19 protein-coding genes are annotated in these 24359 nt (G+C 39.1%); 9 read left to right on the top strand and 10 right to left on the bottom strand.

What is annotated here, in order from left to right; genetic code table 11:
• The first annotated feature begins 179 nt into the window (after positions 1-179).
• The 3 genes from tenA (at position 180) to KTH84_RS10995 (ending at position 2202) form a co-directional block, all read left to right on the top strand.
• Positions 180-854 (top strand): thiaminase II, encoded by a 675-nt coding sequence (gene tenA, locus KTH84_RS11005; RefSeq protein WP_262473128.1) that lies wholly within the window; start codon positions 180-182, stop codon positions 852-854.
• Between the two features lie 66 nt (positions 855-920).
• The gene (locus KTH84_RS11000; RefSeq protein ID WP_262473127.1) at positions 921-1292 is read left to right on the top strand and encodes a MerR family transcriptional regulator; all 372 of its coding nucleotides are present in this window, start codon (positions 921-923) and stop codon (positions 1290-1292) included.
• A gap of 103 nt (positions 1293-1395) precedes the next feature.
• Complete coding sequence (locus tag KTH84_RS10995; RefSeq protein WP_262473126.1) at positions 1396-2202, top strand: SDR family NAD(P)-dependent oxidoreductase; 807 nt, start codon at positions 1396-1398, stop codon at positions 2200-2202.
• A gap of 42 nt (positions 2203-2244) precedes the next feature.
• Here the strand turns inward: KTH84_RS10995 and KTH84_RS10990 are convergent, their stop codons facing one another.
• The 4 genes from KTH84_RS10990 to KTH84_RS10975 form a co-directional block, all read right to left on the bottom strand.
• A complete protein-coding gene (locus KTH84_RS10990; RefSeq protein ID WP_262473125.1) occupies positions 2245-2586 on the bottom strand; it encodes a GlpM family protein in 342 nt (113 codons plus the stop codon).
• Positions 2587-2638: 52 nt separating this feature from the next.
• Positions 2639-2992, bottom strand: coding sequence for a DUF1304 domain-containing protein (locus KTH84_RS10985; protein WP_133971304.1), 354 nt, complete (start codon positions 2990-2992; stop codon positions 2639-2641).
• Between the two features lie 66 nt (positions 2993-3058).
• Positions 3059-4036, bottom strand: coding sequence for a zinc-binding dehydrogenase (locus KTH84_RS10980; RefSeq protein ID WP_262473124.1), 978 nt, complete (start codon positions 4034-4036; stop codon positions 3059-3061).
• 3 nt (positions 4037-4039) lie between these two features.
• Complete coding sequence (locus tag KTH84_RS10975; protein WP_262473123.1) at positions 4040-4642, bottom strand: TetR/AcrR family transcriptional regulator; 603 nt, start codon at positions 4640-4642, stop codon at positions 4040-4042.
• Positions 4643-4937: 295 nt separating this feature from the next.
• Between KTH84_RS10975 and uvrA the strand changes: the two genes are divergently transcribed.
• A complete protein-coding gene (gene uvrA / locus KTH84_RS10970) occupies positions 4938-7769 on the top strand; it encodes an excinuclease ABC subunit UvrA (protein ID WP_262473122.1) in 2832 nt (943 codons plus the stop codon).
• Positions 7770-7807: 38 nt separating this feature from the next.
• Here uvrA and KTH84_RS10965 read toward each other — a convergent pair whose 3' ends face one another.
• Positions 7808-9517 (bottom strand): GGDEF domain-containing protein, encoded by a 1710-nt coding sequence (locus KTH84_RS10965; protein ID WP_262473121.1) that lies wholly within the window; start codon positions 9515-9517, stop codon positions 7808-7810.
• A gap of 1008 nt (positions 9518-10525) precedes the next feature.
• Here KTH84_RS10965 and omp33-36 point away from each other — a divergent pair.
• The gene (omp33-36, locus tag KTH84_RS10960; RefSeq protein WP_042895717.1) at positions 10526-11431 is read left to right on the top strand and encodes a porin Omp33-36; all 906 of its coding nucleotides are present in this window, start codon (positions 10526-10528) and stop codon (positions 11429-11431) included.
• 60 nt (positions 11432-11491) lie between these two features.
• On the opposite strand, the gene KTH84_RS10955 is transcribed toward omp33-36, so the two are convergent.
• The 4 genes from KTH84_RS10955 to KTH84_RS10940 all read right to left on the bottom strand — a co-directional run bounded on the left by KTH84_RS10955 (position 11492) and on the right by KTH84_RS10940 (position 16540).
• Positions 11492-13459, bottom strand: coding sequence for a BCCT family transporter (locus tag KTH84_RS10955; RefSeq protein ID WP_133971294.1), 1968 nt, complete (start codon positions 13457-13459; stop codon positions 11492-11494).
• A 167-nt stretch (positions 13460-13626) separates the two neighbouring features.
• On the bottom strand, positions 13627-14319 hold the full coding sequence (locus tag KTH84_RS10950) for an ion channel (RefSeq protein ID WP_003654029.1): 693 nt from the start codon (positions 14317-14319) through the stop codon (positions 13627-13629).
• 171 nt (positions 14320-14490) lie between these two features.
• Entirely contained in the window at positions 14491-16206 is a 1716-nt protein-coding gene (locus KTH84_RS10945) for a cation acetate symporter (RefSeq protein ID WP_262473120.1), read from the bottom strand.
• Position 16207: 1 nt separating this feature from the next.
• Positions 16208-16540: a DUF485 domain-containing protein gene (locus KTH84_RS10940; protein WP_133971290.1), complete on the bottom strand. Its 333-nt coding sequence runs from the start codon at positions 16538-16540 to the stop codon at positions 16208-16210.
• 182 nt (positions 16541-16722) lie between these two features.
• On the opposite strand from KTH84_RS10940, the gene KTH84_RS10935 reads away from it, so the two are divergent.
• Together KTH84_RS10935 and KTH84_RS10930 are read left to right on the top strand one after the other, a co-directional pair.
• Positions 16723-20220, top strand: coding sequence for a PAS domain-containing hybrid sensor histidine kinase/response regulator (locus tag KTH84_RS10935; RefSeq protein WP_262473119.1), 3498 nt, complete (start codon positions 16723-16725; stop codon positions 20218-20220).
• 387 nt (positions 20221-20607) lie between these two features.
• On the top strand, positions 20608-21375 hold the full coding sequence (locus tag KTH84_RS10930; RefSeq protein ID WP_197730964.1) for a hypothetical protein: 768 nt from the start codon (positions 20608-20610) through the stop codon (positions 21373-21375).
• A 44-nt stretch (positions 21376-21419) separates the two neighbouring features.
• Here KTH84_RS10930 and KTH84_RS10925 read toward each other — a convergent pair whose 3' ends face one another.
• Positions 21420-22070 (bottom strand): response regulator, encoded by a 651-nt coding sequence (locus KTH84_RS10925; RefSeq protein WP_042895731.1) that lies wholly within the window; start codon positions 22068-22070, stop codon positions 21420-21422.
• A gap of 376 nt (positions 22071-22446) precedes the next feature.
• Here KTH84_RS10925 and msuE point away from each other — a divergent pair, with 376 nt between their 5' ends.
• Both msuE and sfnG read left to right on the top strand, forming a co-directional pair.
• On the top strand, positions 22447-23184 hold the full coding sequence (gene msuE, locus KTH84_RS10920; RefSeq protein WP_133971284.1) for an FMN reductase: 738 nt from the start codon (positions 22447-22449) through the stop codon (positions 23182-23184).
• Positions 23185-23228: 44 nt separating this feature from the next.
• Positions 23229-24341, top strand: coding sequence for a dimethylsulfone monooxygenase SfnG (sfnG, locus tag KTH84_RS10915; RefSeq protein WP_133971282.1), 1113 nt, complete (start codon positions 23229-23231; stop codon positions 24339-24341).
• Positions 24342-24359 lie beyond the last annotated feature (18 nt).

The raw sequence follows: 24359 nt of genomic DNA, 5'->3' as shown, positions 1-24359 counted from the left end.
CGTTTTGTGCCGTTATTACACTTACTTTATCCCTATGTTAAATAAGAAATTTATAATTCTTTATTAACTTGTTAATCGGATTAAATATTTTCTTGCGATATATCTATCATTATTATTTTTATATTTTAAAATTGATTTAAAATCCGGTTCAGCTGTCTTATTTTAAATGGAATGATTTTATGCTTTTTTCTCAAGAACTCTGGCAACGTAATTTAAATTTATATCAAAAAATTCTCGACCTTCCTTTTAATCAGGAACTTGCTAGTGGAACTTTAGATAAAGAAGCATTTTGTCATTATGTGATTCAAGATGCCCAATATTTAGTGGCCTATGGTCGTGTGCTTGCTGTTGCAGCAGCCAAAGCTTTTGATGCTGACGATATTATGCAATTTTCAGATGCAGCAAAAATTGCGATTGTGGTTGAACGCAGTTTGCATGATGACTTCATGAAAAATTTTGGTGTCACCAAAGAAGAATTTAAAAATACGTCATTAACGTTGGCTGGCCATCATTACACTTCATTTCTGACAGCGACTGCTTGGTCTGAAAGTTATCCTGTTGTGCTGGCCGCACTTTTACCCTGTTTCTGGATCTATGCCGAAGTCGGTAAAGATATTGTGAGCAAATCGGTGCCGAACAACCCATATCAAGCATGGGTAGACACCTATGCTGGTGAAGAGTTTCATACAGCCGTTCGTAATGTGATTGCGACAGTAGATAAAGTTGCGGCACGTTGCGATGCAGACACTTTAGAAAAAATGCATGCTGCTTACACTATGGGCGCAAAACTTGAGTGGTTATTTTGGGATAGCGCCTACCACCAAAGACAATGGTTAGGTTTAGACCATATTTAAAACTTCAAATGAATCGATCAGATGGTTCAATACGCTGATCGATTTTCAATAAAATGAGAGACAGATATGTATATTGGCGAATTAGCATCTTTAACTGGAGCGACTCCTAAAGCCATTCGGCATTACGAAAAATTAGGTTTACTACCCGTAGCAAAAAGAAAAGGAAATTATCGTATTTATGAAGCGATTGACGTTCAATCAGTTAAAATGATTCGTCTCGCACAAGCTGTTGGGTTTAGCCTTTCCGAACTTTATGACTTGTCAACTTTAAAATATAAAAATAATCGCTTTCCTGTAGAAGTTGCACAGCAACTTATTCAGAAAAAGAATCAACAAATTATTGAGCAAAAAAAAGCGTTAAACCGTCTACAAGAGGATTTAAAACAACTAGAAGATGAGATTATTCAAACTTATATTACCAATAAAATTTCTGCCTAAAACAGCTTATTAAAATATGAAAATAGCTTTCAAAATGAGTGCTTGACTCTGCCCTTAGGGACAAGGTTTATCGTAATAACTTCTGTTATTACGGACCAATAAAATGAGTGCTCATCTTTCTACCTTCAAAAATTCAACCGCATTAATTACTGGCGCATCTTCAGGAATAGGCAAAGCCTATGCACAAAAACTTGCATCTTTAGGGATTAATTTAATTCTAACGGCGCGGTCCGAGCAAAAGCTGAATGATTTAGCCGATGAACTTAGAAAAAAATATAACGTGACTGTTGAGGTGATCGTTTTAGATTTAGCTCAACCAAATTCAGCTCAAACCTTATTTGATGAAGTACAAGCTAGAAAATTATCAGTAGAAATTTTAATTAATAACGCAGGATTTGGAAAATGGACTAAATTTCTAGATCAATCTGTAGCTACCTATCAAGAAATGATCACGCTGAATATCAGTAGCGTAACGTCTTTATGTTATTTATTTCTGCCGCACATGCTTGCTAACAAAAAAGGCATCATGATTAATATTTCATCGACAGGGGCGTTCCAGCCATTACCCTATATCGCTGTTTATGGTGCGAGTAAATCTTACGTATTACAATTTACTGAGGCGCTGGCAGGAGAATATTCATCTTCTGGTGTTAAATTTCTAGCGGTTTGCCCAGGAAATACAGAAACCAATTTTACTCAGATCGCAAATGCCGATACCAGCGGTATGAAAAGTTCGACAGTTGATGATGTTGTGTCTGCAACAGTTGCAGCATTAGATAAAAATAAACCAACTCTTGTTGTAGGTTGTAGCAATTATTTAACGTCTCAACTGCCTCGAATTCTTTCTCGCAAAAAGATGATCAATTTAGTTGAAGGGATGCTCAGAACCCGCGTTATCGATCCGTCATAAAGCTAGTTCAATTTAAAAGATTAAGGGCTATCTCTTAATCTTTTAATGCTGAAATAGTTGCCAGCTATAAATTAAACCTGCCGCGGCAACTACCCAACACAGTGTTGCCAAGCCTAGACATGACCACATCGACATACGCGTTGCCAGCACATAGACCGCCACTAAATAAATGGCATATGGAATGAGTGACCATAGGCCAAACAGAGCTGTTTTCTGTAAAGCCTCAGCCCCTTTTTGCTGATAGACAATCACATGAGCAATCAAAGCGAATGTAGGAAAAAGCGGGACTAAACCTGCAATATAAAATGCCTTACTTTTCGATAAAATCGAAATGACGAGAACAACCCCTGCCCCCAACATACATTTTAAAAATAACGCCCACATGCGCCGATCCTATCTGGTCATTTCCATATCAAAACGCTGTATTGTGCACTTTTCAGAGAAAATTAACAGCAAGCAACGCAATCAATGCGGGAACTGCCTGAATATAAATAATCTTTTTACTGGCTGTTAGTCCACCATAAATACCTGCAATGAGTACACAGCCTAAAAAGAAGTTAGCAATCGATGTCGCAAACGGTGCATCTGCCAATAAAGACCAAAACAAACCCGCAGCCAAAAAGCCATTATAAAGCCCTTGGTTTTGTGCCATTACTTTGGTGAGTTTTGCTTTTTCTGCATTATTTCCAAAGGCTTTCATGCCATAGGGCTTATCCCACAAAAACATCTCTAACACTAAAATATAGACATGTAATATTGCAATTAAACCCACTAAAACTTGTCCGATCATACAATTTTCCTTTTTATTTTAAAGATATTAAAAAAAGATCAGTCTCTCGACTGATCTTTTAGTATTTTACGGCTTTAACAATACTTTGCCTTGGCGAGCACCTTGAGTTGCTCTTTGGGCAGCAGTTTTAATCTCATCAAAACTAAAAACGCCTTCTACAGGAAGGATTAATTTTTTCTGAGTTGCCAGCGTTAATAACTCGACAATAAGCTCTTTTTTACGTTCTGCTGGCATTTCTTTGTTGACCACACTTGCCCAGAAACCTTTTACAGTTGCTTGTTTGAAAATAAGATCACCCGATGAAATTTGCATGGTTTCACCTGTCATGCTTCCAAATGAAACCAATAGGCTATTTTCACTAAGCAAGTTAAGCATTTCACCACTTGCACTTCCGCCAATCGAGTCCACACCCGCAATTAAAGGTTGGTCCCCATGAATCTGTTTAACTTGCTCTTTCCAGTTAGGCTGATCGGTTGCTACAACATGTTGAATGCCTAATGCTTGCATCTCGGCAATTGCATCAGTACGACGAACCAGATTAATCACAGGTAAACCACGTGCCTGCGCAATCATGGCAACAGTTTTACCCACCGCGCCATTCGCTGTGTTTTGAATTAACCACTGACCCGGTTGAACATTTACAAAGTCCAATAGCATGAGAGCACTAATTGGCATACCAATCAGCTGCGCCGCTGTTTCATCATCAATTTCATTATTTAATGGAATAAGACCCTGAGCTGGTGCAATAAAGTATTCAGCCCAACTGCCATGAACAGCTGCAACTGCAATACGTTGCCCTACCTGTACATGAGTAACGCCTTCACCCAATGCATCAACAATACCAACGGCTTCACTACCACCAATAGCGGGTAAAGTAGGCTTGTAGCCATAACTTCCACGTACCGTCCACACGTCATGGTTATGGATTGGAGACATGATCGTTTTAATACGAACTTCGCCTGCTTTTGGTTCTGGCTTTGGCATATCCGCCTGCTCTAAAACGTCTACAGGTTCGCCAAAATTACCATGGATAATACTTCGCATGCTTTATTCCTCTATCGGTTTTAAGAGTTGTTGGGTAGTTTCCAAAGCTAAATGTAAAGGTGCTTTGTCTTGAGACAATTTGGTGAGTAAAGCTGCACCTAACCATAACTGATACATCACTTGGGCAGTTTTCAAAGGGTCAATGTGTTTTGGAATTGATCCTTCTTGTTGGCCTTCTTTGAGTAGCAAAGCCAAACGTTGCGTTAATTTGTGCACACCGTCATTGAGAATTTGACGCATATCTTCTGACAAGTCAGAAACCTCTGCCGCCAACTTCACAATCAGGCAGTTTTCAGCCCAGCTACCATTTACCGGATCATCAATCCATGCCTGCCATAACGCCATTAAACGGGCGTGGGCACTTTGCTCACTGTGCTGCCAAAGCTGTTCCATACGAACTTTATAGTCAGCCATGTATTGCTCTAGCAAAGCACAGCCAAATGCCTCTTTTGAAGCAAAGTAGTGATAGAACGAACCTTTAGGTACGTCACAAGCCTTTAAGATTTCTTGTAAACCAACGCCGACAAATCCTTTATGTAATACCAGCTCAAAACTGGTGTCCAAAATGTGTTGACGGGTGGTTTCACTTTTATTTAATCGTTTCATACAAACAGACTAACCCACTATTAGACCAGTCGTCTAGTAAAATTATGTTGCTTCATTTTGTTTGTGACTTAAAGTGGAAATCTAGAATGATGAGTGTTAAAAATACAACCTGAAAAATTAAACAAATTTTGTCGATTGTCGTTTAACCGTCACAATTTGTCGCTTTAAATCATTTTATACCACTTGAACAATTTTAAATCGTTATCATATATGGTCTGTTGCTTCTAAATAGCCGTGCAACACATAGCTGATCGATCAACAACTAAATTTTCATCAATACATATTGAGATGTTTTATGAGCCAAAGTCATATCCGTATTCGAGGCGCACGTACCCATAATTTAAAAAATGTGTCACTCGATATTCCACGCGACAAATTTGTGGTAATTACGGGGTTATCAGGTTCAGGAAAATCTTCTCTTGCCTTCGATACCCTCTATGCCGAAGGACAACGCCGTTACGTCGAATCACTTTCGGCCTATGCTCGTCAGTTTTTATCGCAAATGGAAAAGCCTGAAGTAGACTCAATTGAAGGTCTGTCTCCAGCCATTGCGATTGAGCAAAAATCTACCAGTCACAACCCCCGCTCAACTGTCGGTACCATTACCGAAATTTATGACTATTTGCGTTTACTTTACGCTCGTGTCGGTACGCCTTATTGCCCTGAGCATGATTTACCAATGGTTGCGCAAACTATTTCTGAAATGGTAGATGCGGTAAAAACGCTGGAGGAAGGCACATCGCTTATGCTGCTTGCCCCAGTGGTTCGTGAACGTAAAGGTGAATACAGTAATTTGTTCGAACAACTACAAGGTCAAGGTTTTGTACGAGCACGTGTTGATGGCGAAATCATTGATATTGATACACCACCTGAACTCGACAAAAAGAAAAAGCACACTATTGAAGTTGTAGTTGACCGTTTTAAAGTACGTGAAGACTTAGGTAACCGTATTGCTGAATCATTTGAAACCGCGTTACGTTTAGGCAGTGATATTGCAGTTTTATCATGGATGAATGGTGAACATCCTGATCGCGTTTTTTCTGCAAAACACTCATGTCCTGAATGTGATCGTGCTGTGGCAGAACTCGAACCGCGTTTATTTTCATTTAACAATCCATTCGGTGCCTGCCCTGTTTGTGATGGATTAGGTACACGCAGTCACTTTAGCTCTGAGAAATTAATTCCAACTCCTGATCTTGCGATTAGTGAAGGGGCAATTCGTGGTTGGGATCGTCAGCGTCCTTACTATTACTCCATGCTACAAAAAGTTGCTGATCATTTTGGTTTTCAACTGGATACACCGTGGAACCAATTAGATAAAGATACCCAAAAGAAATTTTTACAAGGTACGGGCAAAGAAAAAATCGATTTAAGTTATATCGATGAACGTGGCCGTAAACACACACGTGTACAACCTTTTGAAGGAATTTTGCCACATCTGGAACGTCGTTACCGTGAAACTGAAAGTAACTATGTCCGCGATGATTTAGCTCAATATTTATCTAACGCAGCTTGTGACGCATGTGATGGCTCACGCCTAAATGAAATTTCCCGCAACGTTCGTGTTAAAGACAAAACCATTGCCGACATTACCCGCATGTCGATTGGTGATGCCGAAAACTACTATCAAGACTTAAATCTGGAAGGTGCCAAAGGCGAAATTGCAGATAAAATCTTTAAAGAGATTCGTGAACGTCTACACTTCTTGGTGAGCGTTGGTCTGAACTATTTAAGTCTGGCCCGTTCTGCCGAAACGTTATCGGGCGGTGAAGCACAGCGTATCCGTTTAGCATCACAAATTGGTGCGGGTTTAATGGGTGTGATGTATGTACTTGATGAACCATCGATCGGTCTACATCAACGTGATAATGACCGTCTACTACAAACCTTAATTCGCTTACGTGATTTGGGTAATACGGTACTGGTTGTTGAACACGATGAAGATGCAATTCGTGCAGCCGACCATATTATTGATATTGGTCCAGGCGCAGGTATTCATGGTGGGGTGATTATTGCCGAAGGAACTTATGATGAATTGGCTAACCATCCTGACTCGCTCACAGGTCAATATCTTTCAGGCAAACGCAAAATTGAGATACCAAAACAACGGACTCAATCGCCACGTCCAGACGAGTTCATCAAACTTTCAGGTGCGAGCGGTCATAACCTAAAAAATGTCGATTTAACCATTCCACTCGGCATTATGACTTGTATGACTGGCGTTTCAGGTTCAGGTAAATCGACGCTGATTAACCGTACTTTGCTACCTTTAGCAGCGACACAGCTTAATGGTGCAACGACTTTAACTGCTGAAAAATTTGATGCAATTGATGGTCTTCAACATCTTGATAAAGTCGTTGATATTGACCAAAGTCCAATTGGTCGTACGCCACGCTCTAACCCTGCGACCTATACAGGACTATTTACCCCAATCCGTGAATTATTTGCCCAAACACCAGAAGCAAAAGCCCGTGGTTACAGCGCAGGACGTTTCTCATTTAACGTTAAAGGTGGACGCTGTGAAGCGTGTGAAGGCGACGGCATGATTAAAGTTGCGATGCACTTCTTGCCAGACATGTATGTGCCTTGCGATGCATGCCATGGCAAACGCTACAATCGTGAAACACTTGAAGTGGGCTATAAAGGCAAAAACATTTCTGATGTTTTAGAAATGACCGTTGAAGATGCTGCCGAATTCTTTAGTGCAATTCCAGTCATTCATCGTCGTTTAGAAACCTTAACTCAAGTGGGTCTCGGTTATATTCGCTTAGGTCAAGCTGCAACCACACTTTCTGGTGGTGAAGCACAACGTGTGAAACTAGCGCGTGAGTTAGCAAAACGAGATACGGGTAAAACTTTATATATCTTGGATGAGCCAACCACAGGTCTTCATTTCCACGATATTGCAAAACTTCTTGATATCTTGCATGAGCTACGCAACAAGGGTAATACCATTGTGGTGATTGAACATAACCTAGACGTGATTAAAACAGCTGACTGGGTTGTCGACTTAGGTCCTGAAGGTGGTTCAGGCGGCGGGATGATCATTGCCGAAGGCACACCTGAACAAGTGGCTGAGGTTGAGATTTCACATACAGGTCGTTTCTTAAAACCGATGTTGAAGTAATTTATTGAATAAAAAGCCGGAAATCATTTCCGGCTTTTTTACCCCTCAACTACATTCCGCCCTCGGGCTTTAGCTTTTAATAGCGAACGGTCAGCTTTCTCTAAAAGCTCTATCCAACTCGTCGCTCCTATTGCAAAACCAATACTGACAGACACATGCAATTTTTCATCTGAACCAGATAAATCAATTTCTTCTAAAGAAATAGCATTACGAATTTTTTCTGCTAAAAGGCGAGCATCTACAAATTGCACCTGCTCTAACAATATTAAAAATTCATCTCCACCATAACGAATAATTAAATCCGAACTTCGGATATTTTGCTTTAATTGCTCGGCAATACTGACAATGACATGGTCACCCACAATATGCCCATATTGGTCATTCACCTGTTTAAAACGATCTATATCTATAATCATTAAACAGGTCTGGGTAAATTTTTGAGGATAGCTTTCAACAATTTTTAAATATTCAGATAAAGCTAGACGGTTGGACACACCAGTTAATGGATCAGTATTAGCAATATTCTTTAATTGAAATTCAAAAGCATCGCGTTGTTGCAACATACGCTGTAATCGATCAATCGCTTCAAATAAAGAAAGAAATTCACCTTTTGTTGTTACATTCATCTCATCTGTCCAATGATTAGAACTATGCGATAAATCTAAAATTAAAGTTCTTGCTTTTATTAAAGGAGAAAACACTCTTCTTTGTGCATAATTAAGCGTAAGTAACGCTGTGGCTAAAGAAATTAAAGAAATTAATAAAGTCAAAAAAAAACCATTTCGAGCAATTACATTTTCTTGAGATGCAATCACTACACTTTCATCAAGAATATAACTTTGTAAATCAACCACAGTGGTAAATTTACCCACGATTGCTTCTGTCAATTGAGTGCCATTTAAATAATATGGCTCTCCTTTTTGGCTTTCTTCTAATAACTTTTCTACAATCGGAATACCTTTATCTATAAATTCTGATTTCACTCGGGAATATAACCGACGGTATTTAGGGGTCTTTGCCTGTTCAGGCTGCAAGGTATCAACCAAAATCCATAAATATTTAGATTGATGCTGAGTTTGCAGGGAACGTGCACGATTATTACTAGGAATTTCTTCATTAAAGCTCACAGGAGCAATAATATTAGATGCCATCCGTCCCGCCTGATCTCGCATATCGGTCAGAACTATAATGAGCGTAAAGTAATTAGAAATACGGCTATCTTTACTTTTTAGCTGCAACATCAATTTTTGCAGTATTTCTCTACAATTATCCCATACTCCAAACATCCCCAAAATGGCATTATCCATTTGGACGGAAGTTCTCGCTCCATATGGCGTTTCACCGTAATAATCAACAACACGACGAGCTTGTCTAAGATTTTCTTTAAAGTTAGTTTGCAGCTCATTTGCTAATGAAATATAACCGGCTTGTTTTAAGATAAGAATGCTTGTATCAATTTGCGCATCAACAATTAAACGAAATTTTTTTAATTCTTGCTGATTTTTCAATAAATTATCAGGCCTACTCGACATCATTTTATTAGCTGGAGCACGCTCCTTAGAAATTTTATAGGCAATATCGGCTACCGCTCTTAAACTTTTTATTTCGGCTAAGGCTTGTCTAGTTTTTATATAATCCTGATAGCTTCCCACAATAAGTGGTATTGCCATGAATAATAGGGACAAAATAATAACCAGCATAAAAAAGAACAGTCGATTACTGATGTGCTCTGAACGTAATCCTGACATTTCTAGCTAGTACTCCGTAAATGTCCTGACATTTTTACGACTATATAAATTAGGCTTAAATCCATCCTAGCATTTTAATAACTAGAATTTCATCAATAAACCCTTCATTTCTCGTTTAATAATTATACGGTTTTATATTTTAGTAAGCTTAAATAATAAACTGTATCGAAAAATTAAATTACTTTTATGAAAAAACTCTATTTTACAGATTAAAAATATTTAGCAATGATAGTAAAACGTATTTAGTTATCCTCTTGGATGCAATTCTCCCTGCATCCACTGCCCAGCTTTAAGCTGGGTTCTTTTTGGCCTAATATTTTTTAACTAAATTTCATGTAATTGTTATTATAATTTTAAGATTTTCTTATAGATAAAAAAAAGCTCAACCTTGGGGAAAGCTGAGCTCATAAAATCTGATGTACTACGCACATCGTATCTGGGAAAGCACTTTAAATCCTAAAAATGTTAGGTAGTGAACTTTGCAATTAAATTATGTGACTCATCTCTACTTTTGTAAAGTCGATTAAATTAATCAGAATTTAGAATTTAATCGATTTTTCAATTTAAAATAGAGATTTCTTTTATTTTAATCACTTATATAATAATTAAAAATAGTTAAATTTTTTAGTTAAACTAATCTAAATATTGTTAACTATTCCTCAAAATAATACAAATTTGATAAGAAAACGATGATTTTTTATCCACTTTGTAAACAATATTATAATTTTATTAATGTTAAAACCGATTAACACAATCTATTTTTCCAATTATAATTGTAATAACTTTTAAACATTTACTACTAAATTCCTTATGAAATATAATTATTAGCCTCTTGTAAATGTTCATTTTTTTATCAGGTTGACAATTTACTTTTCATTTGATTAGTTTTTCACCAATTTTTACATAAGTGTCAAATATCTTTAACATTCCTTTTTTTCATTATTGACTTCATAAATTGTTACAATACAATGACCCCAGCTTTATCTCTTGTTATTGCTGGAAATGATTATGAAAAAACTTGGTTTAGCCACTGCTGTATTATTAGCCATGACCGGTGCTCATGCTTATCAATTTGAAGTTCAAGGTCAATCTGAATATGTTGACACAACTGCAAATGATAAAAACTTCACTGGTGACGTTGCTGGTACATACTATTTAAAAAATGTTGATACCACTAAAGGTCCTTTAGCTGAAGCGGCTTTCTTGAACCAAGCTTCTAACGTATCTGTAGGCTATAGCTACCAACAGTATGACCAAAACAACGTAAACTACCACGTTGGTACTTACGGTGTTAAAGGTGAGGCTTACGTTCCTACACCTTACCTTCCTGTATATGCTAGCGCAACTTACAACCACACTGATGTTGATGGTAAAAACAACTTCTCTAAAGATGACAACGGTGACCGTTATGCATTAGAAGTTGGTGCTATGTTGTTACCTAACTTCTTGATGACTGTTGGTTATACAAGTGTTGCTAACCAATTCGCTTTAGACAACTTTGGCATCATCAGCAACGGTATCTACTCTGCTGTAAACCAAACTGCTGCGATTCAAGATGACCAAGATGCTATTACAGCACGTGCTAAATATGTAGGCCCAATCGATGGAACTAACATGGCAATTGGTTTTGAAGCTGCTGGTGCTTTCGGTGAAGAAAACCAATACGGTTTAAAAACTGACCTTTACTTAACTCCTAAGTTAAGTGTTGGCGCATCTTTCGTGGGTAACGATGGCGTAGCTGACATCAAAGGTAATGAACTTGGTGAATTCCGTCAAGCTTGGGGTGGTAACGTAAACTACTTCATTACTCCAGCTTTAGCAGTTGGTGCATCGTACATGAAAGCTGACGTTAAAAATGCTTCTACTAGCTACGACACACAAACTATCGGCTTAAATACTAAATTCCGTTTCTAATTTAATTTAGAAATCGAATTAAAAAAGGACTCAATTGAGTCCTTTTTTAATGCCTAAATATTAGCTTCGTACAATATTTAAGAAATACAGATGACGTTCATATTGATCAATAATGTCCTGAATTAAATCTTCTTGAGTCCAATCCATCACATCATAGTTCTGACCGCCCTCTCGTAAAAAGACTTCTGCCTGAAAGTATTGTCCATCTTCCGCTTCAGTACGTCCCATAAGAAAACTTGGCGGTAATGTTTCACGTGAAACAACTTTATAAATAAAATTAATTTCATGATGATGGTCTACTCTAAGCTGCATACCATCTTCAAGTTGACTAATTGAAACTTCCAGATGACGGCGTCTAAACTCATGTTTAATATTTTCAAAAGCACCGCTCACCTGCTTTTCAATATACTGTTTTACTTCTGCTTCACTATGAGGATAGTGCATGATTAATCCCAGACGCTGTTGCCAGCTCCGCGGGTTATGAATAGCGCGCGGTGTAATTCTCGCTTCTTGAATAGCAGTCATTTTAGTGACATCAAGATGCAGCGCCTTTATTAACCCCCAACTCATAAATAGCATGACGACTGTAAATGGGAGTGCGCTCATAATGATTGAAGATTGAAGTGCAGCCAAACCTCCTACCAACAATAAAATAATAGCGAGTAGAGCCATCAGTACTGTCCAGAACAGACGTTGCCATGTTGGCGAATTTTCTGTTTTTGCAGTTAAATAGTCGGTCACTAATGCACCCGAGTCAGCGGAGGTGACAAAAAATAAAACCACTAAAACAGTTGCCAAGACATTCATTACCCCAGAGAAAGGTAAATGATTTAGAAATTCAAATAATGCAACTGACGAATCTTGTTGAACAGCCTGAATTAAAGTTGTTTGATGCTCATGAATAATACTAAATAGCGCAGCATTTCCTAAAAAGCCCATCCAGATAATAGTGAAGCCTGTTGGAATAAGCAAAACCCCAACAATAAATTCTCGAATAGTACGACCACGCGACACTCTGGCAATAAACATTCCCACGAATGGTGACCAAGAAATCCACCAAGCCCAGTACAAAATTGTCCAACCACCAATCCATCCATTTGGCTGATAAGCATATAAATTGAATGTCATGGTAAAAAGATTAGAAATATATTGCCCAGTGTTTTGAATGGTTGTCTGGAGCAAATAAATGCTTGGGCCGGCAATAAAAATAAATACTAAGAGAATTACAGCTAAAACCAAGTTTATTTCTGATAGGCGTTTTACACCTTTATCTAGACCTAAAAAAACAGATAAAGATGCTAAAATACTAACGAAAATAATGAGTAAAACTTGAACATGGGTACTTTGCTCGACACCAAATAAATAATGCAAACCGGAATTGATCTGGGTTACCCCAAAACCAAGAGATGTTGCGACACCAAATACAGTTCCTATCGTTGCAAAAATATCAATACTATCGCCCAGTGGGCCGTAAATCTTTTTACCGATGAGAGGATAAAGTGCAGAACGTGTCTTTAAAGGTAAATTATGTCTATAGGCAAAGTAAGCTAAAGCCAATCCCACTAAAGCATAAATCGCCCAAGCATGTAGCCCCCAGTGGAAAAAGGTAACTCTTAGCGCTTGCTGGGCCGCATCAATTGTTTGTGCGTCACCGCTCGGGGGAGTAACGTAATGCATAACGGGTTCAGCAACACCGAAGAACATTAAGCCAATTCCCATACCTGCGGTGAACAGCATGGCAAACCAAGACCCATTATTATAATCAGGTTGACTATGGTCGGGGCCTAATTTAATACGTCCAATTGATGAACAGGCGATATAAATCAATAAGATGAGAAAGAAAGCAACAGATAAAACATAAAACCAGCTAAACGAGTCAGTGATCCATTGTTTCAAGTGTTGCGTTAAAAGTTCAAAAGAACTCGGAGCGATCACAACAACTGCTAAGAACAGAGCAATAATAATGACCGTACCAAAAAATACGTTAGGATTAACGTTTGCGAACCAACCGGGTTGTTTGGAAGGCATAAATCCTCCATGTTATTTTAATGACGAGTGACAGGCTTAAATGCCGATAAGATATTCATAGAATGAACGAAGTTAGGCCTTTCAATTGAGAAAGCCGATAATACTCTAATTAAACTTAAAGAATATTGCAGTTACAAAGGTGTAAATAAATTAAAACACCTTCTACATTATTTATCTGAATTTTTTTTAGGGAGGTGGGTAATATATTGTAAAGCAATTAATCGAGTCACAATTAAAGCTAAATACATGACGCCACAGAACATTTGGAGCATGGCTAAAACGCGTGCTGGTGGGCTAAGGGGCATTAAATCAGACAAGCCTGTAGCCGACTGCAAACTAAAGCTTAAAAATAATAAATCTAACCAAGTTTGTAAGTGGTGCACGTTATTTGGATTTTGAAAGCTAGACGGAAGAATAAGCTGACAAATGTTATATAAAAATGCAAACCCCCATGCGATAAGCGTAAAGACTGCTGCTGCTGCAAACAGCTCATCTCTTGTTAAATACTGATCGGCAAACATATAACGAAATAAGCCATAAGCTGCTGAAAAATACGCTAGCGCTTCACAACCATGCGCAAAAACCTGAACGTATAAATTTCCATATCCTAATAAAATAAATACCGAGGATATAATCGCCCCACTGACAAATGTTAACCCGAGAAAAGTAAACATTGGGGTTTGACGAATAACCTTGGCAATAATGAGTAAGGCCAGCACGCCTAAAGCCCATGTTAGGGTGCGGTAAAATACATCATGAAAAGTCAGCATAGCCAAAATGAGTAAGATAAATTGCACAAGTAGCAACCATGCAGAAGGTAGCAATCGAAAGCTCGCCCAGAACTCGATGATAGATCGCATTATTATTTTCCTTGTTTCATTATGCTTTTTGAGGTCTAGCAAATCATACTGTACACAAAACAAGGCAAACAAGTTATTCTTTATTAATATCTAAGCCCTAAATTGGAAATTAAATAAGCATAAAAAAAGCCCCGTAGGACTTTTTTCAAAAATTAGATAGCAATATTGCGCTTAGTGATCCGAGGCACCAGATGCTCCAATACCTGTCATTGAGCGAACATACTGAGCATCGAAAGCAGCGCGCTCTTTTTTAGCACGCGTAGAGTTGTCAGTAACCGAGAATAACCAACAGCAAAAGAAAGACAATGGCATTGCGAATAATGCAGGACCATTGAATGGATTAATTGGTGTATCCGAAATTTTTAAGGTATCGACCCAAACTGCTTTAGAAAGAATAATTAATGTCACTGCCATTAGAAGCCCAACAACACCACCAATAACTGCCCCACGAGTCGTTAAGCCTTTCCAGAACATTGAAAGAACAAGAACCGGAAAGTTTGCACAACACGCGACAGAGAACGCTAAACCCACCATGAAAGCGACGTTTTGCTTTTCAAACAAAATACCCAAAATCATGGCAAAAATAGCTAAACCAAGTGTCGCAATTTTTGACATACGAAGTTCAGAAGCTGGTGTAGTTTTGCCTTTCTTAAATACGTTAGCGTATAAGTCATGCGAAATTGCAGATGCACCTGAAAGTGTTAAACCAGCAACAACAGCAAGAATAGTCGCGAACGCTACTGCTGAAATGAAGCCCATGAATAAGTCACCGCCTAAAGCGTCACTTAAATGCACGGCTGCCATATTGTTACCACCAACAAGCTCAAGTTTGCCTGTCATTGCCATTTTTGCAACATCAAGGAACTGCGGGTTGTTTGAAACGAAAAGAATCGCACCAAAACCAATAATGAAAGTTAGAAGATAGAAGTAACCAATAAAACCTGTCGCAACTACAACTGATTTACGAGCTTCTTTCGCATCTTTTACTGTAAAGAAACGCATAAGGATGTGCGGTAGACCTGCTGTACCAAACATTAATGCTAGACCCAGAGACAAAGCATCAATCGGATTTGCCGCAAGTTTACCTGGTCCCATAATTTTTGCAGCATCGGTCAAGCTGACATCGTGTACTTTACTAAAAACTTCAATTGATTGGCTAAACATATTGCTGAAGCTGAAACCGACTGCTTTCATCACCATGAATGCCATGAAGGTTGCGCCACTGAGTAACATGACCGCTTTGATAATTTGTACCCATGTGGTTGCCAACATGCCACCAAAAATTACATAGGCCATCATTAATAAACCAACGATGACGACAGCAATATTGTAGTTCAAACCAAATAGTAATTTGATGAGCTGGCCAGCACCTACCATTTGAGCAATCAAATAGAATGCCACAACAACAAGCGAACTGACCGCAGCTAAAGTACGTACTGGTTTTTCTTCAAGACGAAATGAAACTACATCTGAAAGGTTATATTTACCAAGGTTACGCAAACGTTCTGCAATTAAGAATAAAACGATTGGCCAACCCACCATAAACCCAAGAGAATAAAGTAGGCCATCAAAGCCTGAACTAAATACCAGCGCAGAAATACCAAGGAAGGATGCGGCAGACATATAGTCACCAGCAATTGCCAAACCATTCTGGAAACCGCTGATGCCCCCCCCTGCGGTATAGAAATCTTGTGTTGATTGGGTTTGTTTTGCAGCCCACTTGGTAATAAACAAAGTGAAACCAACAAAAATTAAGAACATGATGATGGCATGCCAGTTAGTCGCCTGTTGCTCAGCTTCACCTAAGTCAGGACCCGCCATAGCTACCGTTGAATATAGCGATGCTGCTGTCAGCAAGACTTTCGCCTTTAATGAATTCCATTTCATATTAGTGTAGTCCTTTCTCATGCGCGATGGCTTCAACTTCCTTCAACGCTTCTTCACTCAACTGGTCAAGGGTCCTATTCGCGATAAAAGAATACACGCCACATAGTAGGAAAGATAAAACAATAATTCCTAAACCTAGCGGGATTCCCCATGTCGTTACACCACCACTAAATGAACTCATCAAAAATTCTTTGTTGTAGCCCACAAGTAGCATAAAGCCCACATAAAGCACTAACATGATGACTGTGAGCGTCCAACTTAATGCACTTTTTTTCTTGACCATCTTTTGAAACTTTGGATTGTGTAGAATCTGTTCTACTTGGTTCTGATCCATAACCAAACTCCTTGCCCTGTGTCCAGCCTTGGCCACTTTTTTAATAGTAGTTTCTCAGGATTAAAGTTAGCAAAATTACGTGTAATTCGTAACTTAGACTTTGGTCGTTAAAATTTAATCAATTTATAGCTTTGTTTCTGCTTGCGGTATGATAGGCACAAGGTTTTAATCATGTGAGTCATATGAACAGCTGGCTGATTATTGGGGTACTCACCCTTTATATAGCACTCTTATTTGTTTGTGCTTTTTTTGGTGAAAAGCATGCCAGCCGTCTGAGTACACGTGGCCGCATGTTCTTGTTCAGCTTAACACTAGGCGTTTACTGTTCATCATGGACTTTTTACGGCGCGACTGGAGCAGCTGTTCGGGAAGGTGTCATTTTCTTGCCTATTTACTTAGGTCCCCTCTTATTTGTCTGGTTCGGTTATGACATTTGGCGGCGTTTAGGTCGGGTACGTCAACACCACGCCATCTCATCTATTGCTGACTTTGTTGCGGCACGTTATGGGAAAAGTGGGGTATTGGCATCACTAGTGACTATTTTGGCTGTAATCGCAATTATTCCCTATCTTGCCTTACAGCTACGTGCGATTGCGTTAAGTACTTCTGTCATTATGGAACAGAATGCTCATATTCATACAACCACCAATAGTGTTTTGCTTTTAACCAGTGTACTGGCTATTTTGGCAATGATTTTTGGTACAAGGCAAATTGCAAATACCGAGCAACATGGCGGCCTCATGTTAGCCGTCGCATTTGAATCTTTTGTAAAATTATTCGCACTTATTTGCGTCGCTTTATTTTTTATTTTTGAAACACCAGCAAACCTTGTACAAGTTACAGCCGATGTGAACCAAACCTTTCAGGAAGTTCAACTCTTTGGAGTGCCTGAAACATTCTGGATTCAGACATTATTGGCAGGTTTAGCAATTATCTGCTTACCACGTCAGTTTCATGTCGCGGTTGTAGAATTACGTGATGAAAAGCATATTCGTGGTGCACGTAAATGGTTTGCGGCTTATCTGATTTTAACGATTTTAGCTATTATTCCGATTGCAAGCTGGGCCTTACATGCGGCGCCAAAGTTTCTGACTGTACCTGATGTTGCAGTGTTGTCATTACCCCTTAGCTATAACCAAGAAGGGTTGGCTTTACTGGCTTTTTTAGGGGGGTTCTCTGCATCAACCGGTATGTTACTGGTTTCTTCAGTTGCGTTGTCTATCATGCTCAGTAATGACTTGATTATGCCCGCACTCTGGCGTTTTAAGTTACTTTCACGGCACGATAAACATTTGCCTAAAGTTCTTAAATTTAGCCGCCGTATTAGTATTGTAGCGGTCATGCTACTTGGTTTTTTATTCTTCCATTTCTTTAATGATATTAATCAGCTTTCTGTATTTGGTTTATTAGCGTTTAGTGCTGTTGCTCAGTTTGCACCGGCCCTCATTGGCGGATTGTACTGGCGGGGTGGAAGTCGCCAAGGTGTTTATGCAGGACTCATCGTTGGATTTTTAATGTGGAGCTACACTTTACTCGTCCCAACTATTTTACGTAGCTTGCCAGAAACCTATCAGGAAACTGCTCAACACATTTTACTTTTCGGCCCTTTAGGAATTAATGGGTTACGTCCAGAGTCACTTTTTGGTTTTGAATCATTTGCACCCTTAACACATGGCGTTATTTGGTCTCTCGGTTTAAATATTCTTTTATATATCTGGATTTCAAAAATTTATCGGCCAAGCGTGGCTGAGCAAATTCAGGCAGAAAGCTTTTTCTATTATGAAACAAAACCGCTACCTTCACCGCATACATCTACCGATTTAACCTATTTACCCCACGATGCAGCACGTTTAAAAGTAGGTGATCTGTTCGCCCTTGCTAAAAGAATTACAGGTGAACAGCCAACAACCCAAGCATTTGAAAACTTTTGTGAGCAAAATCATTTAATATTGAATGAAAATAGCATTGCGAATGGCATGTGGTGGCGTTTTACCGAGCAATATCTAGCCGGTATTATCGGCGCTGCCTCTGCCCGTACTTTGCTCACTACAGCAATGATCAATAATGGTCTGGCGTTGGGCCAAGTGGCTAATATTTTGGACCAAGCCTCACAATGGCAACGTTTTAACCAGAACTTGCTCATGACTATGATTGACCATATGACCCAAGGGGTGAGTGTAGTTGATAAAAACATGTGTCTGGTGGCATGGAATAACCAATATTTAAAACTGTTTGGGTATCCAAAAGACTTAGTGTACGTCGGCTGTCCAATTGCCGACCTGATTCGTTATAACGCTGAGCGAGGCGAATGTGGCCCCGGTTCAGTCGAAGAACATGTACGCAAACGTTTGCACTGGATGAAAGTTGGAAGTGCTCATGAATTTGAGCGTATCCGTAAAGATGGTCGGGTTATTCAAATGCGAGGTAACCCAATTTCTGGTGGAGGCTTTGTTACCACGTTTGCCGACATTACGCCCTTCCGTACCAATGAGGCAATACTTGAAGCCCGGGTAAAAGACCGAACCCAACAGCTTGCCGGTGCTTTAACAGAACAACAGCTTGCACGTGAACAAGCCGATATGGCCAATATGTCAAAAAGCCGTTTCATTGCTGCGGCAAGTCATGACTTATTACAACCGATGCATGCGGCTCGCCTCTTTAGTACCGTTCTTGAACAAAGCATTGCGACAGAAGAAGACCGTCAGACTTTACAACAACTTGACCGTGCTCTATATGGTGCGGAAAGTATGCTCTCTGCCCTACTCGATATTGCCCGTTTAGAAGGCGGTAGCATACAGCCAAAAAGACAACCTTATCCTTTGCATGATTTACTCAGTGATCTTGAACTACAGTTTAAATCAATTGCCGCTCAGCGAAATATTTCACTCAAAGTTCACGATGTATCGTTCTGGATTGATACAGATCCACAGTGGATTCGACGTATTATTCAGAACTTTGTCAGCAATGCTTTGCGCTATACAGCCAAAGGCCGAGTGATTGTAGGCGTTCTACGCTCGGCGCAAAAGTCAGGTCATATTCGCATTGGTGTGTGGGATACAGGCCCTGGAATTGCAGAAGAACAGCGAATTAAACTGTTTCAAGAATTCGAGCGCTGTGGACATTTATCACCTTGGGGTGAACAGGGCCTAGGCTTAGGACTTGCTATTGTGCAGCGTATGACAAGTTTGTTGAATTACCCTGTTCATGTCTATTCGCAGCTCGATAAAGGCTCATGCTTTATGATTGAAGTTCCAGTCGTAGAAGCGCCAAAAGTGATCACCCCAACCGTCCAGACAGTGCCATTAAAAACCAAAGCCTATCGAATTTTGTGTTTAGACAACGATGAAACTATTTTAGAAGGTATGAGTAGTTTACTCGGTCGATGGGGATATCAAGTATTTAAAGCCACTGAACCAGAACAGGCGCTTGAGATTATTCAAAAGGAAAATATTCAGGTCTGGCTCATCGACCAACACTTGAATAACAACCAACTCGGCGTCGATTTTATTTTGCAAAATCGACAGCATGATGTTCCAGTTGCCCTGATTACAGCTGACTCCCATTCAGAGTTACCTCAACAATTGAAAGAACTTAATATTGTTTTACTCAAAAAACCGCTTAAACCAGCTTCATTAAGGGCTTGGTTATCTGGGCTTAAAATTGCCAGCACGGCAGATTAAATATTTTCTCTCCCAGCATTTTTATAGGTCGGGGAGAGATTTTTGGCAAAAGTTATAGGTTTAATTTAAGCCAATAGGCAGAACTGCTCAAAAAGTCTACTTTTACCCAAGAAATAATTGACCAAACTTTCCAATGCCCTTTTTCCTATGGCAAAGCCCACCTTTTTTGTAAGTGAACACGTGTATACCTAGTTACAATTTAATAAGCTTTTGTTTTTTAAAATTATTATATACATAAAGCCACCATATACGACTTTAGTCTTATTCTACTTGCATTCTTGATGACACATAACTATTCCAAACGCATTAAATAAATGTATAACCATTTTTTAACCAACTTCTATATTAAGCACCCCTGCTCACGAATTAATGCAAAGGATAATTGCCATGAATATTTCTGATAACAGCCCACAAAACCAACTCTCATCTCAACAGTTTTATCGTCAATATAGTGCCAATGCTTTACTTCCTGAATTAGATTGGCAAAGTATTTTTCCCAATAGCAAACTGAATGAAGCACATATCAAGGCATTAAATACGATTTATCAATGTGCTGTTCCTTTGGCACTTAATATTTTTCATGATTTGAATTTTGATGTATTTGCTCCAGCAGCCTATCACCCGCAAGGTTTAGGATTATTTGATAAATTAGGCCAACAAGAAGAGAAATTCTTACAGGTCCTTACCTCTGAAAGCGAAAACCTTGATCACGATACGCGTCATCAAATCTGGAGTATGCTACTTCGCGGTGGAGCTGTACTTGTTTTTAAAGCTTGGCTTGGCCATGTCAAACTTGGAGAAAATCAGTTAGACATGACTCAGTTTGATGAACTCTCTGACTTACTCTTTATTAAGACTCATCCCGATCAACTTGCTGAACGTCTACATGTTGATGCAAAAGCAAAACTCGACCATATCTTCTTAATGTATGGCAATGATATTTTTCTAGATCGATTTAATAGCCTTGAAACCGCTGCCCTGTTTGTTGATTTGGGTGTTTATGATGCGGCGTTCTTAAGTCTTCGCGATGACCGCGTGGCTGAATATTTAAAAACGAAAGGTTATGTGACTCAAGAACAGATTGATGATTTGCAATGTGCACTCAACCCATTGTACTGCGACAGCCTAACCCCAAAACAAGATTGCCTTGCTTAATTCACACATATAAAAAGACCTCAATTGAGGTCTTTTTTTTAATTTTAGATTTTTCTATCTTCAATATTTAATGCACTAATGGCCAGTACAGCCTGTGTTCGGTTTTGTACACCCAATTTTCTAAAGATGGCTGTCACATGGGCTTTAATCGTTGCTTCTGAAACATCTAGCTCGTAGGCAATCTGTTTATTTAACAAGCCTTCCGCAACCATCATCAAAACACGGAACTGCTGTGGTGTTAAAGATTGAATACGTTCAGCTAAAGCAGTTTCCTCTGCCGCTCTCGGGTCAAGATTAAGGTTAGATGGTAAGTTAGGTGGTAACCAGATATCACCTTCTAAGACTTGACGAATCGCTTCACCAATATGACTTGGATGAGCAGATTTAGGAATATAACCCATCGCGCCATGTGCAATCGCACGCTGAATGATTGAAGTTTCTTCATGTGCAGAAACCACAATAATTGGAATAGCTGGATACTGTGCTCGCACATAAACCAAAGCAGAAAAGCCTGAAGCACCCGGTAAATTTAAATCGAGCAATACCAAATCAGGTTCTGCCCCATTTTCCAAACGCTCATAAAACTCATCAACCGAAGCTGTTTCATGAATTTGTGCCTGTGGCAGGCTATAACGTACTGCTTGAATTAAAGCATGACGAAACAAAGGATGATCATCAACGATTAAAATATTCATAAGCGATTAAAGTAATCTTGAGCATAATTATGGCCTATTGTAACCCTACTATTTAGATGAAAGATACGTTCATCTTATCCATTTTTATGCAAAATGTTGATAAATGCAGAACTTAGCAAAAATTTTCAGACGTTTTTGAACTTTTAATCAAAATTAATCTGTTTTTTATATAAGCTTCCTTTTTATTATAAAAAATATATCACCAATAATTATATAGAATAAAAACAGTTACTTAATTAAGAAACAAAGTATAAAAATCCACTATTTATCTTTTATCTTTAAAACAGATAAGGTTGACCAATTTCGTTATTTTACAGTTTACCGTCGTTGTTGATTAATAGGTCCAATCACCTTTTTTAGGCTTAGGAACCAAATTATGACTGGTATCTCATCACCAAAACCTTTGAATATTGTTGCTGTTTCTGGTGGCTTAAATACCCCATCTAAAACGGAAAGTCTGGTTCAAGCCATTCTTGATGAATTATCTGAAGCCATCGATATTAAAGTTCATTTCATTAAATTAAGCGAAATTGGACCGTTATTAGGCGGCGCATTTTATCGCAATCAACTTCCACAGCGTGTACAAGATGACCTCGCAGCGGTTGAAGCAGCAGATGCTTTAATTGTCGGTACACCTGTTTACCGTGCCTCTTTCACAGGTCTTTTCAAACACTTCTTCGATTTTGTTGAACAAACTGCATTAGTTGATGTGCCTGTACTTTTAGCTGCATCTGGTGGTAGTGATCGTCATGCGCTTGTACTTGAGCATCAGCTTCGTCCATTGTTTAGTTTCTTTCAAGCACAAACTTTACCAATTGGGGTATATGCGACAGATCGAGACTTTACTCCTGAATACACAGTGAAAAGTGAGCAGTTATCTGACCGCATTACCTTAGCTGTGGCTCGTGCATTACCAATTTTAGAATGGGCGCCAGCAAAAGGTAAGCGTGCTGAAGTCATCAAATCTAAATCTCAGCAAGCGAACCAAGAGTTAGGGATTAATAAACAGATTGAACAAGAAGAAGTTCTTCCTTCAGCAGCGGTACCAAATCTTGATGCAGCAGAATCTCGTTTGCATCATAAGACTGGCAAATCATTAACGCATGTTGCCTAACCGCAATATGCCTAAATAAAAATAACGAATTGGGAGAACGCACCATGACGCAATTACAACAGCCGATTAAATTTGCTTATTGGGTACCAAATGTGAGCGGTGGCCTTGTCGTGAGTAACATCGAACAGCGTACAGACTGGAGTTATGACTACAATGTTCGCCTTGCACAAGCTGCCGAAAACAATGGTTTTGAATATGCGCTCACCCAAATTCGTTTTACGGCGGGCTATGGGGCAGAAAATCAGCATGAGTCAGTCAGTTTCAGTCATGCATTACTTGCAAAAACTGAAAAACTTAAGGTCATTGCTGCAATTCTGCCCGGCCCATGGAAACCAGTACTCGCAGCAAAGCAACTTGCAACCATTGATTATTTAACCGAAGGCCGTATTGCCATTAATGTAGTAAGTGGCTGGTTTAGAGGGGAATTTGATGCGATTGGGGAAGAGTGGCCAGAGCATGATGAACGCTACGTCCGCTCTGAAGAATTTATCCGTACGCTAAAAGGAATCTGGACTACAGACAACTATAGCTTCGATGGTAAATACTACCAATTTCAAAACTACACACTTAAACCCAAACCTCTGCAAAAACCTTATATAGAAGTGTTTCAGGGCGGTAGCTCCCGTGCTGCACGTGACATGGCCTCACGTGTTTCTGACTGGTATTTCACCAATGGTAATACGGTCGAAGAAATTCAAAAACAAGTCGAAGACATTCGTACCAAAGCAAAAGCCAATAACCATCATGTCAAAATTGGGGTAAATGCCTTCATTATTGCCAGAGATACCGAAGAAGAAGCAAAAACGGTACTTCAAGAAATTATTGATAAAGCCAACACCGAAGCGGTAAATGCGTTTGGCGATGCAACACGTGAAGCAGGTGCAGCTTCACCAGAGCAACAAGGTAACTGGGCGAAATCAAGTTTTGAAGATCTAGTGCAATATAACGATGGTTTTAAAACCAATTTAATTGGTACACCCCAGCAAATTGCAGAGCGTATTGTGGCTCTTAAAGATGTAGGTGTTGATTTGATTCTTTCTGGATTTTTACATTTCATTGAAGAGGTAGAATATTTTGGGGAAAAAGTTCTACCTCTTGTGCGCCAATTAGAACTTCAACAAGAAAAGGAGATAGAAATTCAAGCCAAATCAGCCTAAAAAACTTCAGTTAAAGCA

It is taken from the genome of Acinetobacter sp. WU_MDCI_Abxb74 (genome assembly GCF_025513915.1).
Classification (GTDB): domain Bacteria; phylum Pseudomonadota; class Gammaproteobacteria; order Pseudomonadales; family Moraxellaceae; genus Acinetobacter; species Acinetobacter calcoaceticus_C.
The sequence above is the reverse complement of the archived record's forward strand: the minus strand, read 5'-3'. Positions and strand labels throughout refer to the sequence as shown.

Bases quoted from the DNA above. Each gene is read 5' to 3' on its own strand.
- tenA (WP_262473128.1), top strand. From the start codon at position 180: ATGCTTTTTTCTCAAGAACTCTGGCAACGTAATTTAAATTTATATCAA.
- KTH84_RS11000 (WP_262473127.1), top strand. From the start codon at position 921: ATGTATATTGGCGAATTAGCATCTTTAACTGGAGCGACTCCTAAAGCC.
- KTH84_RS10995 (WP_262473126.1), top strand. From the start codon at position 1,396: ATGAGTGCTCATCTTTCTACCTTCAAAAATTCAACCGCATTAATTACT.
- KTH84_RS10990 (WP_262473125.1), bottom strand. From the start codon at position 2,586: ATGTGGGCGTTATTTTTAAAATGTATGTTGGGGGCAGGGGTTGTTCTC.
- KTH84_RS10985 (WP_133971304.1), bottom strand. From the start codon at position 2,992: ATGATCGGACAAGTTTTAGTGGGTTTAATTGCAATATTACATGTCTAT.
- KTH84_RS10980 (WP_262473124.1), bottom strand. From the start codon at position 4,036: ATGCGAAGTATTATCCATGGTAATTTTGGCGAACCTGTAGACGTTTTA.
- KTH84_RS10975 (WP_262473123.1), bottom strand. From the start codon at position 4,642: ATGAAACGATTAAATAAAAGTGAAACCACCCGTCAACACATTTTGGAC.
- uvrA (WP_262473122.1), top strand. From the start codon at position 4,938: ATGAGCCAAAGTCATATCCGTATTCGAGGCGCACGTACCCATAATTTA.
- KTH84_RS10965 (WP_262473121.1), bottom strand. From the start codon at position 9,517: ATGTCAGGATTACGTTCAGAGCACATCAGTAATCGACTGTTCTTTTTT.
- omp33-36 (WP_042895717.1), top strand. From the start codon at position 10,526: ATGAAAAAACTTGGTTTAGCCACTGCTGTATTATTAGCCATGACCGGT.
- KTH84_RS10955 (WP_133971294.1), bottom strand. From the start codon at position 13,459: ATGCCTTCCAAACAACCCGGTTGGTTCGCAAACGTTAATCCTAACGTA.
- KTH84_RS10950 (WP_003654029.1), bottom strand. From the start codon at position 14,319: ATGCGATCTATCATCGAGTTCTGGGCGAGCTTTCGATTGCTACCTTCT.
- KTH84_RS10945 (WP_262473120.1), bottom strand. From the start codon at position 16,206: ATGAAATGGAATTCATTAAAGGCGAAAGTCTTGCTGACAGCAGCATCG.
- KTH84_RS10940 (WP_133971290.1), bottom strand. From the start codon at position 16,540: ATGGATCAGAACCAAGTAGAACAGATTCTACACAATCCAAAGTTTCAA.
- KTH84_RS10935 (WP_262473119.1), top strand. From the start codon at position 16,723: ATGAACAGCTGGCTGATTATTGGGGTACTCACCCTTTATATAGCACTC.
- KTH84_RS10930 (WP_197730964.1), top strand. From the start codon at position 20,608: ATGAATATTTCTGATAACAGCCCACAAAACCAACTCTCATCTCAACAG.
- KTH84_RS10925 (WP_042895731.1), bottom strand. From the start codon at position 22,070: ATGAATATTTTAATCGTTGATGATCATCCTTTGTTTCGTCATGCTTTA.
- msuE (WP_133971284.1), top strand. From the start codon at position 22,447: ATGACTGGTATCTCATCACCAAAACCTTTGAATATTGTTGCTGTTTCT.
- sfnG (WP_133971282.1), top strand. From the start codon at position 23,229: ATGACGCAATTACAACAGCCGATTAAATTTGCTTATTGGGTACCAAAT.